Origin of the sequence: Xenorhabdus entomophaga, from assembly GCF_037996725.1 — a bacterium.
Taxonomy (GTDB): Bacteria; Pseudomonadota; Gammaproteobacteria; order Enterobacterales; family Enterobacteriaceae; genus Xenorhabdus; species Xenorhabdus khoisanae.
The window spans coordinates 1-15675 of record NZ_JBBMXH010000103.1 but is presented as its reverse complement, the minus strand read 5'-3'; the positions used below and the strand labels follow the sequence as shown (position 1 = coordinate 15675).

Here is a 15675-nt window from a genome sequence, read left to right as displayed (position 1 = left end):
AGTGCTGTTGTTTTTCAGTCAATGTCATGGTGGTTCCCCTTCTCAATAAAAGAAAACACACTATGACAAAAGATTAACCAGTCAGGTATGTGGGGTTAATTAGGCGCTTACCAAATATTAGCGTTATATGCCCGGGGAATGACGACCCGTGATATCGCGGGTGCGTTTAAAGAGTTGTACGATGCGGATGTTTCACCCGCATTGGTTGCCAAAGTGACCGAGGCGGTGAAAGAGCAAGTCACGGAATGGCAAAATCGCCCACTGGATAGCCTGTATCCTATTGTTTATCTCGACTGTTTGGTGGTCAAAGTCCGTCAGGATAACCAGATTATCAATAAATCAGTCTTTATCGCGTTAGGTATCAATACTGAAGGACATAAAGAGCTGTTGGGTCTGTGGATTGCGGAAAATGAGGGAGCAAAATTCTGGCTCAATGTGCTGACAGAGCTGAATAATCGGGGATTGAAAGATATTTTCATCGCCTGTGTCGATGGATTGAAAGGCTTTCCTGAAGCTATCCATACCGTTTACCCACAGACAAAAGTTCAACTGTGTATCGTGCACATGCTCCGCAATAATCTGCGTTATGTATCCTGGAAAGACGCGAAGGCGGTGGTGAAAGATCTGAAACAAATTTATCAGGCGCCGACAGAAGAAGCCGCCCAACTGGCTTTAGAGGCATTAGCCCAACAGTGGGATGAGCGTTATCCTCAAATCAGTAAGAGCTGGCGGGAAAACTGGCCTAATTTATCAACATTCTTTGCTTATCCGCCTGAAATCAGAAAAGTGATCTATACAACAAACGCAATAGAATCCCTGAACAGCGTGATCCGCCATGCAATCAAACGTCGCAAAATATTCCCGTCAGATAATTCCGTGAAAAAAGTGGTCTGGCTGGCGATTCAGGCCGCCTCTAAAAAATGGACGATGCCGATCCAAGATTGGCGTATTGCGATGAGTCGATTTCTGATTGAATTCGGTGACCGCCTAAACGGCCACCTTTAAAAATGAAATGGCGATTACACAAAATACTAAACAAGGTCTGCCAAAGCTCATTACAGGCTCTAGTGAGCCTCTCTATCACCTTCTTATATTCAGTAGAACTCTCCAGTTTTCTGATCAACACGCTTATAGAAATCAGAAAATTGACATGGATCGGAAATGACTAAATTTTTATCGCCTCGATACTCAAGATCTATTTTTTTTATAAGATTAATAGCAGGTATACAGTCATCTAAGCGAATTTTTATATAGTCTCTAATTTTCCTATGATATCCAATTGACTCTAAGTCTACTGCAACAGCCTTATCTCCAAAATAATAGAAATGTTCTGAAATCAATACTTGATCAGAGCGAGTATCACGCTCTAAATTGGTCATATTAAATGAACCATCAGCATTACTATGGTGTGAATCTTCTTGTATCCATTCACCGTTGTCATCGTGATGGTAGATATTGTCTCCCAACATCTGTACATGACTCCCATTTCGAACTGGCTTTTTGATAGAGAACCTAGGATCTTTCCAATAATCATTAAAACTAATTTTTTCAGTAACTTTCATTAAAAGAATACAATTCCTTTTAACTAGTTTTAAATTAGCTCCACCAATTCCTAAAACCCAATCACCTACATTAGCAGACTGCCTAATTTTAGGTTTGCATGTAGCCAACGTACACCTGCCTTGAAATGGGTTAGGGGCAAAACCGAAGTCTCGTGTTATCGCATAGGCATAGAGATGAGAGTTTGGTTCGATTAGCATACAACATTCCTACCTTGGATTTTATCTCGTTCTGTCCCATCGGGATTTTGAAAGCTAGTCTTACCCTCTAATGCGTTGATAATGGAGTCACCTCTCCAACCTACGATAGAGGTTGCATATTTTTCGAGATTTTCTGGTAGTTTGACATCTCCTTTTAAACCATTTTCATATACACCTATGATTGGTTTTCCAAGTTGATGAGCTGCTTTAATTTCCCAGTTTACCCAAGGTCTTGTATGTGTTTCTTTGCCGATAACGACTATAACTTGACTAGCCCATCTCATTTTCATTCTCAGCAAACGCGCTATTGTTCTATCACTAACCTTTTTTTCCTCAACTCGTCGTTGGTTTTCAGGTTTCATTCTTACAGAACTATTTCTTAGTTGATAACCCTTTGTAGCAGCTAAACGTGAAATTCCATCAACACTAGCATCGTCTTTGTGATGATGACTAACAAAGACGTTTTTCCTAATTTCTTTAGTCATTTCTAAACCTTTTCTAAGAGATTGGTTATATCAAAATAATCTCAAGTTATTATTGTCATTGGTAATGATATTTTTGTTTTGGTCTTTTGTTACTAAACTTAGTACGGCATCTTTTGTCAATTTCACATGCGCCACTGTTCTCCATATCCATTAGAGTATAGATTCTTTCTTCTTTAGGTAGAAAGTGAAAAATTTCATCCATGATCCATTTTTCATTATACTTATCTGCAATTTTGTTTTGGTTCATTGTAAACCAAAACAAACACTCTTCACTATTCATTCCATCTCTGTTAGAAAAAATCCAATTTATCCCTCTTTCACATCCGGGGCCTGCAACAACAAAGTTCATCTCAGTAAAAGGGAAAACTGCTATGTATGTAAAATCTATAAATATCTGATATGCAAGAAAGTCCCCAATCCCAGGGAATGATTTAAGATGATTAAATACTTCAAGTTGATTCGTCGCTACTTTGATTCCTTTTACTATCTTTTCTTGGTTGTAAAACACAAACTTTATCATCCTAAGAACCATATCTTTTTCAGTTATACCTTCCTCTACTTCTAGAAATCTTCCAAAACTAACTTTAGGACCTCCTAAAATATAAGCGGCACTAAAAAACACATAGTCTGGATTTGTTATATGTATAGTGTGAGTTTTTTCTCTGATTGTTGTATTGATGTAATCAATACTCATTCTTGAGAAGTCAAAAGGAGCGTTAATTTTCGTTAAGGTGCTACTTTTGTTTATAACTCTAAACAAAAATGAATTAAGAAGCTTATTATCATAAGTTACATAATTATTTTTAATTACATTTTTTAATAACCACTTTGTTTCTCTATCCCATATTCTTTTCGTATTTACAAATTTATACTTCTTCAATATTTCGTCATTTGTCCAAAAAGGAGGAAGGTTAAGTATTTCTTTTTTATAATATATGGATGTTCGCTCTCGTTGATGATGAAACCATTCCTTAATAACATCCTCATTCAAACTAGGATTAGCGTTTTTTATTTTCTTTTCTCTGACATTACAAAAAAGTTGATCATTTTTACTATTCACAGAATAATACCTCTTCTAAGAAAGATTTAAATTTATTTATTCCTATTATATCATTATTAAATTGATAATCTGCTTTTGTTTTATTTTCACTTATATGCTTGTCAATATCATAATTCTCATAATCATTGTCTTTTCTGTTGATATAAACCACAGTAAAATGGTTATTCTTACACCATAAAAACTCTTCATTAGACCTTATGTCAGTAATGATTATATTTTTTTTAATTTTTCCATTTTCTTCCAAGAATTTTATCTCTTCTGAGAGCATTCTAATAAATATTTTTTCTTCAATATTTCTTAGATTGTTGAGGTTTAGCCATATATCTCTGGGGGAGTGATGGATGGATTCACCTGTAGGTAACGTAATATTTAGTGGTAACATTTTTTCTTCAGGAGGATAGTCTTTTTCCATCCATGGATAAATATAGTTGGCTAATTTCTTAAGTTGGTCGCTAAATGATAATCTAATAAAATTGTGATTTGATATTAAATAATCGGCTAGGAAATCTTTACCACTACCTGACACCCCCATAAATGCAATTTTCATATATTTTCCTTAGTGACTTTATTAAAATGATTTGAACTTACACTTAAGTTAAAATCATCACTTAATTTGGTGGTTAATACGATTGGTTGATTAAATTTTTCTTGAAAAATATATGCTAAAGTTGCTTCTGCGTATCCCCAAAGTAAGTTGCCCTCAGTTTTTACAAAATGTTTATAGAATATATCCTTTAACCCCTCAGATTCATTATTAATTGTGTTTATTTTGGTAGGTTCAGATGTTATTTTTTTCTCTAGAAATGAAACTATATCATTAAATAAAAACTTTGTTCCAGGTACTGATGGAGGGAATATTATTTCATCATTATTTATGAGATTTATTATTTGTTGCTCTTTCTTTTTTAATATTTCTTCAGCTTGTTGTATTCTGTTTTCGTAAATATGTAGGTTTGTGACTGATTGATGCAGGTATCCTAACTGTATTTGGCTGTCAACTTCTCTTTGCAATATGGAAAGTACCATTTCTTGAAGTAAGCTAAATTCAAAAATATTTATATTACTTACACCAAATATCAGATCTCCACTTCTTTGAATAATTTTAATATTTAGCTTTTTGTCTGGAGTGATAAAGAAGTGTATTAAATTATTACAGGGTATATCTAAACTATTTTCTAAATTGTATACATTTCTGAGACTTTCATTAGTATCTCTGTCGGGCATGTATAAACTAATGACTGCACGTCTAGTAAAGATTCCGTCTTCTTTGAACTGTTGTATAACATTTTCTAATTGTCCATAGGCATATAGCCTCTCTCCATAAGCTGCTCGCCAAATAACACCATCATCTGAATACTCGGGTGCCCTCGGGAGAAAAAAAGTTAGGTATGGTTTAATCCTGTTGTCACCAGCTAGAACCCACATAGTTTCAGCGAAAGTGGAGAATATGTTGTTTTTTCGGCCAACTAAACTTAAATGCCTTGATCTCGGGTTCCGCAAGATCATACTGACATCATAGATACTTACCGCATCCCCGTTCCTAGTAGATACTCTGACACCTTCAGTGAGCACTTTTTCTAGGACCTTCATTATTACATCGTTAATAGTTTCTCCGTAAACGACGTGCATAAACAAAACCTCATGCTATGAAATAGACATTTTCTTAGTTGATAGAGTGTTTTCATAGATTTCGCATTATTGTAATGTGGGTTAAGAAGGCTGCTGTTAACTCATAAATAATTTTCTTCTATAACACGTAACAACCTTTAAGAAAGTTATTAGCTCTACATTGCTCTCAGTTTTATACTTTACAGTTATCATATACGTGCAGTTGGTGTTGGGGAAGAGATTAATTGCATAATTGCCTACTACTTATCACATAATTTAATGAATTAACTGTAATGTCGTTACTGCCACAAATCAGAGGAGGTCAAAGGGCATGAAAAGGAAGCAGTGGACACCAGCATTATCACTGTTATGCCTGCCGTAAAACCTTTCAACTAAACTATACCTACCAAACCTGCAAACCCGGAATTAAAGACCAGATTGAGAGTATGGCAGTGAATAACGGCGGTATCAGAGACACCGCTCGTGTCCTGAAGGTGGGCATCAACACAGTGCTTCGCATGTTAAAAAATTTGAACAAAAACAGTAAATTAAAAGGCCTCTGGCGGGAAGTGAAAGCCAAATTATCTGTGAAATTGATGAACAATGGTCATTTGTCGGTAACAAGAAGAATCAGCGCTGGCTCTGGTATGCCTGGGAACCTAATGAGAAACAGATAAGCACATCGTGTTTTGTTAATGGATACAACTTCTCAAGCTTCAAATAAATCTAACATTAATACTTGTTTTTAAGGCTTCGCAGCCCAACATGGATTTTATAAGTGTAATAAAATCATGAGACTAACTATGGAAAAGCGAGTATTTTTCAGTTTTCACTACCAAGATGTAATCGATTTTCGAGCAAATGTCGTGCGCAATCACTGGAGAATGAAACCAAATAGAGAGCAAGCAGGTTACTTCGATGCATCTATCTGGGAAGAAGCAAGGAAAAAAGGCGATATTGAATTAAAACGTCTTATCAATGGAGGGCTAACAAATACCAGTACCACGTGCGTTTTGATTGGATCTCAGACTTACCTCCGCCCATGGGTTCGTTATGAAATCTTTAAAAGCTTTAAACGAGAAAACAATCTACTAGGGGTTCACATCAATAGCATCAAAGGCAAAGACAGTGCCACTAAAGAGCTTGGAAAAAATCCTTTTGATTATCTTGCTGTGGAGTGGAGTGAGTCAGGTAAAACAGTCACAATGCTTGAATGGAAAAATGGTAAATGGAATCCGTATACTCAAATTGATGGTTCGGCAAGCTACCGACTGGAAAATCTAGCACCTGTTGAATATCGAGGCAAATGCATTCAGCTATCTAAGCTTAAAGCTGTATACAACTGGGTGGAAAATGATGGTTACAACAATTTCTCTGATTGGGTGGAAGGTTAATGGCAAGTTTAAATAACCAACCTATAGATCTCTTTATAAGAGACTTCGTTAAAGAGCTTAACGAGAATAACGCCGCAATATTTGCTGGGGCAGGTCTATCCGTACCTGCTGGTTATGTAAACTGGAAGCGACTGTTAACCCCATTAGCTGAAGAGCTGGGAATCGATATTGAACGCGAACATGACCTAGTGAGTCTTGCTCAATATCACAATAATGCGAATGGTAGGGGAAAACTTAATCAGCAATTGATGGATGAAATAGGGGTAAGCCGAGAACCAACAATCAACCATAATATTCTCGCTCGATTGCCGATTTCAACATATTGGACGACTAATTATGACAAGCTTATTGAAAAAGCACTAGAGCAGGCAGGGAAAATCCCAGATGTTAAATACACAACCAACCAACTAGCGATAACTAAAAAAAAGCGAGATGCAGTTGTCTACAAAATGCACGGTGATATCGACCATCCAGATAAAGCTGTAATAACGAAAGATGACTATGAACGTTACCAAATGTCATTTGGGCCTTTCATCAATGCATTAAGTGGTGATCTAATATCAAAAACATTTCTTTTCCTTGGCTTTAGTTTTACTGATCCGAATCTCGATTATGTTATGAGTCGAATTCGAATTCATTTTAATGAACATCAACGGCAGCATTACTGCATATTTAAAACATGTAGTCGAACAGACTACGACAATGACGAAGACTTTAACCATGCAGAGATTAAACAACAACTAGTCATTAACGATCTGAAGCGGTTCCAAGTCAAAGTTCTCTTAATCGACAGCTACGACCAGATAGCTACGATTTTGAGGCGAATCGAAATGACTTATCGATGTAATACCATTTTTCTGTCCGGGAGTGCTCATGTATTTGAACCTTGGACACGAACTAAAGTTGAAGGATTTTTGTGTAGATTAGGGCATATCCCGATTGAAAAAGGATATCGTATTTCATCAGGAATCGGTTTAGGCATTGGAAATGCTTTGATTACAGGGGCTATTCAGAAGGTATATCAAAATCACGGTGATAGTATTGCTGATCATCTAATAATGAGACCATTTCCGCAATACATCAAAGAGATAGATGAACGGCAAAGAATATGGAGACAATACCGTCAAGAAGTTATTGGTTATGCTGGTATTGCAATTTTCTTCATGGGTAACAAAAGCGAAGGTGATAAGGTCGTTGTAGCCGATGGATGCATCAAGGAATTTGAAATTGCACATAATCTCGGTCTTGTTGTAATTCCAGTTGGGGCAAGTGGTCATGCTGCACAAGATATATTTAAGTCTATTAAAGCTGATTACACAAAATACTATCCCCAAGCTGATGCAGCATTCTTGGAGTATATTGAACAATTAAACAACACAACAGACGATCCTGAAACTCTCTTATCAAGTCTTCTTGCAGCTATAGACCTTGCCTCAAAATTTCAAAAACAAACTTAATGTCTTACTATTCCACTATACGGATACATCAATATCCGTATAGTGCTTTGCAAGTGTGTTCAAAATTAGCCACAATCTGTTATAAATTGAAAACCCATGTCCCTGACTGTAATACACTCATTTAGAGTTGATACTACTTTCTCTAAACATTACGCACTGAGATCATGGCATATTTTTGCCCTAAAGCGAGCAAAAAAATACATAGAAAAGTAAAGTCATTTAAATATACAGATTCAAGAAGCAAAAAAACTCTGGGGCATAAAAGGGGGCATAAAATAATATAATTAAAATAAATTAAATATATTCAAAATGTTATATTTATTTACTAGTCCCGCCCTGAGACGGATGTCGGGAATTAATGACAGAGGATTATTTTCTCTTGCTTGCTTATGTTCTTCCATAGCATGAGCAATATTTGCACTCTCACTCTCAGTCATCGGCTTTGGGTAAACTGGCCAGTCCGATTGCCATGATGTGTCAACTTCTATTGTGCTCTTAAGCACACGCTTTTTAGTGTCACTTTGAGCTTGTATCTTTTCGTTCATCTTAGAGGCATGCAACAAACCACACCCCACTTGCTTAGAAGCGAAAGCAGCAAGACCTGCCCATTGGAAACGGTCATCTTCCAACCATATTTTAGCGTAAGCTGCATTAATACGTTTGTTTCGTTCTTTGGGATCGGTGATTAATTTACCGCCCGGTGCGACAATCTCTTCGGCTTCTTTCTGATATCTGCGCCAAACACATTCACAGGTGAGTATCGGTACATCAATGACTTTAATTTGTTTTCCATCTTTTTCTTCGAAATGACAGTCACATGCGGCCACTGATTGAGTGCTTTTGTACAACTCCATGCCATCGTATTTATGTTTTTTAAAGACTTCGGTCATTTACGTCTTCCTGATTAAAATAGGTTTAATATCATTTCGTTATTAAATTGTTTATATCCATCATTCGCCTCAACCATATTTTTATGAAGCACAATCGTTAGACTGACTCAGACGGATTAATTTTGACGGTAAAGGGTATACTTGTTAAACCTTTTTCAAGATTTATCCCATCACTATCACTCGTTCCCGAATGCACCATTTTGTTATTTGTCAGCGTGTAAGGCACATTAGCTATAGGTTCATTGGTGTAGTCTCTGACAAGTTTAATGTGTAAATCATTTTTAAGTATTTCTTGGCAATTATGACCATAAATCGAACTCTCATCACTCATCACTCTTTCTCCTGTTCTTTTTCTTGTTCCATCGCCAGTAGGTAATCCCGACTGGATATTTTTTCAATACGCTGTCCGGCGTCGAGTTTTTGTCTCAACCACTGTTCAATCCGTAGCTCTAAGCTGCCTTCAGGCTTATCCAGTTGCTTCGCCATCGCGCCGTGGTTTTCCCATAAATCACAATACAGTGAACTGGTTAACACTTTCAGTCCGTAGGGAGAGCGTAACCAGACTGCCAGCAAGTGATCACCCAATGTAAACGGGATTTCGCTGTTACCTTCGCTACACGGTTCGGGACGGCAAAACCGCATCGGTTGCGGCCTGTCTATCATCAGTTCTGTGACAGGCGACAGCATCAGTGACCAGTCGCTGGGCGTAAAGGCAGGCACCAGTGCGCCAAATATCCGTGCATCCATCATGCGGAACAGCACCGGTTCGCCATTCATCATGACCCATTGCCGCTGCTGCCAGTGCCTAAGTTGTTCCTGCCACGGTGTATGACTGCGGTAAGCCCAACCCCAGCTGTTGTCACTGAGTGCATGGCGATCCAGTGCTTTCCCTATTTGAGAGAGTTGATTAGCCTTCGGCTGCACCAGCCATGGACTCTGTTTCAACATATTGCGCATCGGGGTACCGCTATACAGCGGAAATGCCTGCTCAACCCAGTCATGATGGTAAAATGGTTCTACAGGATCCGGTTTAGCCAGTGAATTGAGAATAAAAAATACGGGCGCTTTATTGGGTTCACTCAGCCAGGCTTGCCAGCTTATTGCGGAATCGGTGCTCTCCATCGTGATAACTCTTTCCATTGTGTTTACTCTTTGACAGGTTTAATGACTAAACTGGCATCCTCTTGTGCCAGTACAGCACAAGCCGGTTTCACCGGAAATTCAATGGCCGGAAGCGCTTCCGCCATCGGGAGTTGCCCTACTTGTGAGAATGGCGCGACGCCTTCCGGCAATTGCAGTGAAATTCCGCGCCCACTGCCGCCTGAACCCTGCCCGACATTAATCATTGAAGACAAAATGCCAGCTGGCGTGACTTTCAGAAAACTGCCGCCCACTTTCAGCGTGATTTCAGCTGCAGCTTCCAGCACCACCTTACCGCCACTTTTTAGGTGAATTTCCTGTCCGCTGTCAATTACGGTGGCATCTCCGGTCTGGATATGTTGGCTACCGGCAATCCGGTGGGATACATCACCTTCAGTGGTGATTTTGCGTGAACCGGCGACCTGATGATGGTCATCGGCGCGGATATCGTGGTAACGGTTGTTATCGATGCGGCTCTTCTGGTCGTGTTTGATATGCCAGAGCACATCATTTTCAATCTGGGCGGTAAAATCTTTCTGGCCGTGGAAATAAATTTCCTCACTGCCTTTGGCATCTTCAAAACGCAGTTCGTTAAAACCTTTGCCTTTGTGGGTTTTGGTTTTAAACGTGGTGCGGGTTTTTTCTGCCGGTAAATCCAGTGGCGGGCGGTTCAGGCCGTTGTAAACACAGCCGGTGACTATCGGACGGTCAATATCGCCGTTGAGGTAAGAGATAATCACCTCCTGCCCGATACGCGGTATCGCCATAAAGCCAAAACCGTTACCGTTCCAGCCCTGAGCCACCCGTACCCAGCACGAAGCGCCATCATCCGGTTGATCATAGCGGTTCCAGTGAAAATGTATTTTAATTGCGCCGTCTTTGTTGACGAAGATTTCTTCACCTTCTGGCCCAACGACCATCGCGGTTTCATCACCATCGGCTAAGGGTTTGTAGTGGAACGGTGGACGCCAGTCAGCAAGACCATCGATAAAACTGAACTGGTTGCTGAGTGTCGTACCTTCTCCGGCATCACTGCCCAGTGCCTGCGGGCAGAGTCCGTGGTGACTGATACCAACAATCTGCCAGCGCACATTAAGCGGCTTGTGGGGATGACTTTTTATCTCGAAGATTTTGCCCGGCCGCAGTTTGATGCAGTTACTGTTGCCACTGCCAGTTTGTTTCTGGTTATCCTGCGCTTCCTGACGGTATTTCAAAAACGGTTTGGCGGCAGCGTCTTTCTGAAAACGGCCATAACTTTCAAATACGGTATAAGGGGTCTGGCTGCCGAATTCGCGGAAGCCTTTGCTGCTGTACATATGGGAGAGGTGATAGCGCGGGTTCTCCGGATTGTAATCTTTGTGCAGGCTGCGCTGCGGGCTCATCCCGACACCCAGTCGTACCTGATAAATAGTATCAACACCGTAGGCCGTTTCCGGTTGTGGCTGGTATTGCAGTGGTAATCCAGCAGTCATCCCCAGATGGCTGTCGCTGAAAAACAGCGTTTCATCCTCAAACCAAAAACTAATTCCCTCTTCTGCCGCTAACCGGCTGAAAAACGCATAATCGGATTCGCGTTTCTGGGTCACATATTCCCTGTCCTGATGCGTATCGTAAAGTTTGGAATTGGCTTTCACCCGATGCTTTTTCAGCAAGCTGTTTAATATAGCGGGGACATTTTGCTGATGATAAATCCGACTGTCCTGATTTAATGTCAGACGCCAGCAGGCCGGGCGCACAGTGATGGCATACCGTGTTTTATTGCCATCAGTACCGACCCAGTCAGCATGGGAAATGATGCCGGTGATTTTGCGTTGCTCAGTTGTACCGTTAAAGACCTGCAACACTGCTTCCTGCATCAGCAGAGAAGTTAAATCAATCTCCGCCTGCGGTTTAAACGGATTTGCATTACCGGCTCTGACTAACGTCATATTCAGGGTAAACAGTTCTGATAACCCCTCTTGCAGGGAAAATTCGCCGACTGCAAAGGTGTCTTCCGGCACGCCTGCGATTTGGCAGATAAAACGTAATCCACTTTTCATCTTGATGTTTTCCTTCTGATTTATTGGCCTGCGTTCCTTAATACTTCAATGTGTTACATTTCCGGGCGTAAGCCGTCGACATGCCAGAACTGCCACAGCACATTGCGACTGTCCGGAGTAAAAATTTCCAGCATGACAAAGGTGGACTGACTGATAAAACAGGACAGTGCCTGATTGATTAAACGGCAGAAGCGGTACATTTCGCCAGCATTGCGGTAACAATCCGGGTTCAGAGTGAAAGCTAAAACATACCCGCGAACCGGTCGTCCCATCCGCATCCGGTCAGTCAGGCGTTCTTCGACCCGCACAATGCCCTCAATATGTTGTCGGAACTGGCGACTCAGCGGGCGATTTGTCTCGGTATGTGGGTCAAACAGACGGAGGAACTGTTTCAGGCTGTCGGTGGCAAATAACATCACCGGCGGACTGGAGAGGCAGGACAGCAACGGCCAGCCACTCTTTCCCTGTAGCAGCGGCGGATAATCGGTATTGATCGGAGTGATATTCTGCACATCAAGATGAGGCGGCGCACTTTCCTGCGTCACCGTGAGCGCTCCCTGTGGCAGTGTCAGCGCTTGTTCGTGGTAGCCGGTGAGATGACACGCGATTGCAATAGTCGGTAAGTTATTGGCGGGTTTACCGGTCAAATCAAAAAAGTTCAGCCGGTGCTGAGTTTTGCTCAGAAAATCCTGCGTGGTCTGAATCTGGTAGTAAAAATAATCCGGTTGTTGGTCATCATCAAGGAAATACCCGGCTGGTGCAAACTGCTCAATCGGCAGCCAGCGATAAGGTATACCGCGTTGTTCATCATCTTCAGGCTGTTGTACTACCTGAGTCTCGCGCAATCGGAATAATCGTACCGATTCACCCAGCGGCACCGGGTAACTGTGATTATCCGTTTCCAGCAGAATGGGCAGGCTAGTTTGGTTTTCCAGATGAATGGCAGGCACACAGCCTAACAAAAATGCCCCATCAACATCATTCAGCGGCAATTCACCTTCGAAGCGCAGGATCAGCTCAAATGTGCCATCGTCATTCAGCGGTACTTTGGCACATTCCTTGCTGATATCCAGTGTCACAAAATTATAAAGTTCGGACAGCGCATAATATTCCACCAACGGTTGCAGGCCGGAATAGGTACTTTTAGGCATCGGTAGCAACGGCTCGTCAAGCAGACTATGCCAGCCATAAGGAAACGCACTGAGTTTCCGCCGTTCGCCTTGTGCGTTCAAACTGACGTCACAAATATGCTGATCCAGCCACAGGCTAAGCTGAGCTGCTCTCCCTGTATCGGTGCCAAGAAAAAAGGTCAGTGATCCGCTTTGCCATACCGAAGACACGGAACCGGTCTGACATAGCGTCAGAATAATTTCGCTATGAGTACCACTCTTTTTCACCGTGCGATGTTGCACAATCAACGGTTCAATATGCAGGGAGCGGCAGGTTTTAAAATCGAGCAACTGTCCGTTGAGACTGGCAGATACCGACGTTCTGATCGGAATATCGGCCGTCCCCTGATGCTCGCCATCAGCAGGCGTAAACTGCAATATCGTTGTCGGAGGAATAGGACACAACGCTAATGGCCAGATACGCGAGAGTAGGCCGAGGATAATTTCAGGAAAATCATCGTCCAGTTTATCCCGTAGATTGGCAATCAGGAACGCAAAAGCTTCAAAAACACGTTGAATATCGGGATCGTAGGATGCGGTCAGAAAATCGGATAAGTGCGGCGAGTCTTTCGCGATGCACTGTGCCAGCTCCCGCAGGTAAGCACGTTCTTGCAGGTACAGAGATTCCTTGTTGTTTATCATTATATTGACTTTATTATGTTATATTTTTTTATCCAGCAGGTTAATTTATTGTACACATTCATCAGTAAAATTAATTAACCAATTAGATGGAGTTTTCACCTGATTTTGGCAGAATATGGGGAAATAGCGGAATACGCACAAGAATTCAGGCAAAAATAAGGCTGACAGGAATCATTAACGGTTTGACTCTTTCCCACCCAACCGCTAATATCTTTTTCTACAAAAAATGATCTGATGCCTGAAAAGATCAGCGTTAAGCGGCGAAATAAAACTCCTGTAGCCTGAAAGGGAGAGCAAGCATTGCGGTACATCTGCCCACCTTTGGAAGCAGATATTGTCAAGACACCTAAACCCTCGTCTGGCAATGAAGGTCTCTTAAACTAAAAATACGCCCAAAAGGTGTTTTTATATTGTCAATCAAGTGTAGTGAACATTAGGTCATGCACTGATCTTTCATATCAACATAAACTCTATTTTCCTTTATCTTCAATGAATAACAGGATGACTTTTGTTCATCCGGTTCATACTTATCACGATCACTGTCTGAAATACTCAGTGAACAATTTTTCTACGCCAAAATAATTAACCCGAATTCTGCTTAAGCCATCATTGGAACATCTTCTTCTAAGTAGAAAACTTTCAGTGATGGTTTTTTCAATTTAAGGCAGTAAGCAATCAGTCCACCTAAAACGGTTAACATAAATCCTTTTATACTTCGGTGACGCGAATGCTCTATCTGAGAAATCAATTTTAATTGCCCATTAATCGTTTCAATAATAAAACGCTTTTTTAACATTATCTTATCCCACTCAGCTTGCATGCACGCTTTCATGTTGCGCCGTTTTTTCGTGATGAAAGTGACATCGGTTTTGGCTAAATCGTCCGCCAATTCCTGGCTGAGATAACCTTTGTCACCGTAAAGAGAACCCGTTAATTCTTTTGATAATTCACGAACAGGTTCCCGATCATCCACATTACCCGCAGTCACTTTAAGCGCTAGAATTTCCCCCTGATGATTGACAACCAAGTGTAATTTGAAACCGTAAAACCAGCCCATTGAATTTTTTCCGCGCTTTGCTATCCCCGCAAAGACCTTATGTCGAGGGATGCGAATGTTATGGCAGACACTCAAACGGGTGGAATCAATAAAAGCAATGCCTGTGGGTTTCCCTTTTAATTGAGTCAGATAGCTACATAGTGGCACCAAAACGGAAGGTGCCACACTGACAAAACGAGGATAGCTGACCAAGGTTGGAAAATCCTTATGGTGATATTTCCAAATATGTTCTAGATAAAAATTTTTAAAATCACGGTAATGCGACAGATGAAAAAGGATCAAAATGGTCATGATTTCACTGGGATACATATGGCCTTGTCGGCGACGTAAACGATGCCCGCTATCGAGACAAAATTGTTCCCATTGAGGGATGAAAAGACGACAAAAATCGTCGACATCGCAGAAAATTTCAACTAACTTGTCCATAGCCTGTTCCACCTCGGAGCTGTTTTTGGTGTGCACCAAAACTTTGCTCCTGGAACAGGCTTCTCGTCAATGTCTTATCCAGAATTCGGGTTAGCTAAAGCGACTGTCGCTTTCATAAATCCACAGCGTGAAACCAGTGGGTGAGCCCCGCTTAAAAAGATCAAAACCGAAAAGAACATGGGGAGCCTCTCGGTTTTTTAATCAATTATTGCTAAGGTCCATAAAAATGCATCAATGTTTCAAGCATACCCCAATCTTCTTTCGTTAATTCTCTTTTTTCCATTTTATCGTACCTATAGCGTATCCCTTTCATTGGAATACCATATGGATGGGTTCTTGCCGAATCCATTAAATCATCAATATCACTCTTGTGTATTAATGTTCTTTTGAGTAGCTGATAAAGCATTTCTTCCGCATCTTCACGTTTTAGCATTTCCATATAGCAGAATCAACATAACCTGACACATTCGATGTGCTCGGTGAACAACTCATCAACTGAACATCTTTTTTGTCTTCTTATCGCTTTTGCCCCACTCCATTTGTGTTCT

At 40.9% G+C, this 15675-nt stretch carries 14 protein-coding genes and 2 pseudogenes; 4 read left to right on the top strand and 12 right to left on the bottom strand.

All coding sequences use genetic code 11. The features are described 5' to 3' along the window. Positions 1 to 111 precede the first annotated feature (111 nt). A pseudogene (locus tag AAC854_RS17980) lies at positions 112 to 1005 on the top strand (IS256 family transposase); the annotation flags it as partial. Positions 1006 to 1094: 89 nt separating this feature from the next. Here the strand turns inward: AAC854_RS17980 and AAC854_RS17975 are convergent. The 5 genes from AAC854_RS17975 to AAC854_RS17955 are packed head-to-tail and all read right to left on the bottom strand — an operon-like array spanning position 1095 to position 4934. Continuing rightward, positions 1095 to 1760: an Nmad2 family putative nucleotide modification protein gene (locus AAC854_RS17975; RefSeq protein ID WP_340618327.1), complete on the bottom strand. Its 666-nt coding sequence runs from the start codon at positions 1758 to 1760 to the stop codon at positions 1095 to 1097. Beyond that, complete coding sequence (locus AAC854_RS17970) at positions 1754 to 2245, bottom strand: TIR domain-containing protein (protein ID WP_038195797.1); 492 nt, start codon at positions 2243 to 2245, stop codon at positions 1754 to 1756. The genes AAC854_RS17975 and AAC854_RS17970 overlap by 7 nt, the downstream gene beginning before the upstream one ends. Before the next feature lie 55 nt (positions 2246 to 2300). Beyond that, on the bottom strand, positions 2301 to 3305 hold the full coding sequence (locus tag AAC854_RS17965; protein ID WP_340618326.1) for a nucleotide kinase domain-containing protein: 1005 nt from the start codon (positions 3303 to 3305) through the stop codon (positions 2301 to 2303). Beyond that, on the bottom strand, positions 3298 to 3852 hold the full coding sequence (locus AAC854_RS17960) for a P-loop nucleotide/nucleoside kinase family protein (RefSeq protein WP_340618325.1): 555 nt from the start codon (positions 3850 to 3852) through the stop codon (positions 3298 to 3300). The genes AAC854_RS17965 and AAC854_RS17960 overlap by 8 nt, the downstream gene beginning before the upstream one ends. Beyond that, entirely contained in the window at positions 3849 to 4934 is a 1086-nt protein-coding gene (locus AAC854_RS17955) for a thymidylate synthase (RefSeq protein WP_340618324.1), read from the bottom strand. Before AAC854_RS17955 ends, AAC854_RS17960 begins: the two co-directional genes overlap by 4 nt. A gap of 273 nt (positions 4935 to 5207) precedes the next feature. Between AAC854_RS17955 and AAC854_RS17950 the strand changes: the two are divergent. From AAC854_RS17950 to AAC854_RS17940, 3 genes and pseudogenes are all read left to right on the top strand, one after another. After that, positions 5208 to 5604 (top strand): annotated as a pseudogene (locus AAC854_RS17950) (IS1 family transposase); the annotation flags it as partial. A 112-nt stretch (positions 5605 to 5716) separates the two neighbouring features. Beyond that, positions 5717 to 6307 carry a TIR domain-containing protein gene (locus AAC854_RS17945; RefSeq protein WP_340618323.1) on the top strand — a complete coding sequence of 197 codons (591 nt, stop codon included), beginning with the start codon at positions 5717 to 5719 and terminating at the stop codon, positions 6305 to 6307. Next, a complete protein-coding gene (locus tag AAC854_RS17940) occupies positions 6307 to 7764 on the top strand; it encodes an SIR2 family protein (protein WP_340618322.1) in 1458 nt (485 codons plus the stop codon). The genes AAC854_RS17945 and AAC854_RS17940 overlap by 1 nt, the downstream gene beginning before the upstream one ends. Positions 7765 to 8048: 284 nt before the next feature. Here the strand turns inward: AAC854_RS17940 and AAC854_RS17935 are convergent, their stop codons facing one another. The 7 genes from AAC854_RS17935 to AAC854_RS17905 form a co-directional block, all read right to left on the bottom strand. Then, on the bottom strand, positions 8049 to 8654 hold the full coding sequence (locus tag AAC854_RS17935; protein WP_340618321.1) for a DUF2515 family protein: 606 nt from the start codon (positions 8652 to 8654) through the stop codon (positions 8049 to 8051). Positions 8655 to 8751: 97 nt separating this feature from the next. Continuing rightward, positions 8752 to 8985 carry a hypothetical protein gene (locus tag AAC854_RS17930; protein WP_340618320.1) on the bottom strand — a complete coding sequence of 78 codons (234 nt, stop codon included), beginning with the start codon at positions 8983 to 8985 and terminating at the stop codon, positions 8752 to 8754. After that, the gene (locus AAC854_RS17925; protein ID WP_340618319.1) at positions 8985 to 9794 is read right to left on the bottom strand and encodes a DUF4123 domain-containing protein; all 810 of its coding nucleotides are present in this window, start codon (positions 9792 to 9794) and stop codon (positions 8985 to 8987) included. The genes AAC854_RS17930 and AAC854_RS17925 overlap by 1 nt, the downstream gene beginning before the upstream one ends. Positions 9795 to 9799: 5 nt before the next feature. Beyond that, positions 9800 to 11833 carry a type VI secretion system tip protein TssI/VgrG gene (gene tssI / locus AAC854_RS17920; protein WP_340618318.1) on the bottom strand — a complete coding sequence of 678 codons (2034 nt, stop codon included), beginning with the start codon at positions 11831 to 11833 and terminating at the stop codon, positions 9800 to 9802. 53 nt (positions 11834 to 11886) lie between these two features. After that, on the bottom strand, positions 11887 to 13644 hold the full coding sequence (locus AAC854_RS17915) for a type VI secretion system baseplate subunit TssF (protein WP_340618317.1): 1758 nt from the start codon (positions 13642 to 13644) through the stop codon (positions 11887 to 11889). Between the two features lie 598 nt (positions 13645 to 14242). Further along, the gene (locus AAC854_RS17910; protein WP_340618316.1) at positions 14243 to 15127 is read right to left on the bottom strand and encodes an IS982 family transposase; all 885 of its coding nucleotides are present in this window, start codon (positions 15125 to 15127) and stop codon (positions 14243 to 14245) included. A gap of 211 nt (positions 15128 to 15338) precedes the next feature. Next, complete coding sequence (locus AAC854_RS17905; protein WP_340618315.1) at positions 15339 to 15566, bottom strand: hypothetical protein; 228 nt, start codon at positions 15564 to 15566, stop codon at positions 15339 to 15341. Positions 15567 to 15675 lie beyond the last annotated feature (109 nt).

Coding starts and splice junctions, on each gene's coding strand:
- AAC854_RS17975 (WP_340618327.1), bottom strand. CDS start 1,760: ATGCTAATCGAACCAAACTCTCATCTCTATGCCTATGCGATAACACGA.
- AAC854_RS17970 (WP_038195797.1), bottom strand. CDS start 2,245: ATGACTAAAGAAATTAGGAAAAACGTCTTTGTTAGTCATCATCACAAA.
- AAC854_RS17960 (WP_340618325.1), bottom strand. CDS start 3,852: ATGAAAATTGCATTTATGGGGGTGTCAGGTAGTGGTAAAGATTTCCTA.
- AAC854_RS17955 (WP_340618324.1), bottom strand. CDS start 4,934: ATGCACGTCGTTTACGGAGAAACTATTAACGATGTAATAATGAAGGTC.
- AAC854_RS17945 (WP_340618323.1), top strand. CDS start 5,717: ATGGAAAAGCGAGTATTTTTCAGTTTTCACTACCAAGATGTAATCGAT.
- AAC854_RS17940 (WP_340618322.1), top strand. CDS start 6,307: ATGGCAAGTTTAAATAACCAACCTATAGATCTCTTTATAAGAGACTTC.
- AAC854_RS17935 (WP_340618321.1), bottom strand. CDS start 8,654: ATGACCGAAGTCTTTAAAAAACATAAATACGATGGCATGGAGTTGTAC.
- AAC854_RS17930 (WP_340618320.1), bottom strand. CDS start 8,985: ATGAGTGATGAGAGTTCGATTTATGGTCATAATTGCCAAGAAATACTT.
- AAC854_RS17925 (WP_340618319.1), bottom strand. CDS start 9,794: ATGGAAAGAGTTATCACGATGGAGAGCACCGATTCCGCAATAAGCTGG.
- tssI (WP_340618318.1), bottom strand. CDS start 11,833: ATGAAAAGTGGATTACGTTTTATCTGCCAAATCGCAGGCGTGCCGGAA.
- AAC854_RS17915 (WP_340618317.1), bottom strand. CDS start 13,644: ATGATAAACAACAAGGAATCTCTGTACCTGCAAGAACGTGCTTACCTG.
- AAC854_RS17910 (WP_340618316.1), bottom strand. CDS start 15,127: ATGGACAAGTTAGTTGAAATTTTCTGCGATGTCGACGATTTTTGTCGT.
- AAC854_RS17905 (WP_340618315.1), bottom strand. CDS start 15,566: ATGGAAATGCTAAAACGTGAAGATGCGGAAGAAATGCTTTATCAGCTA.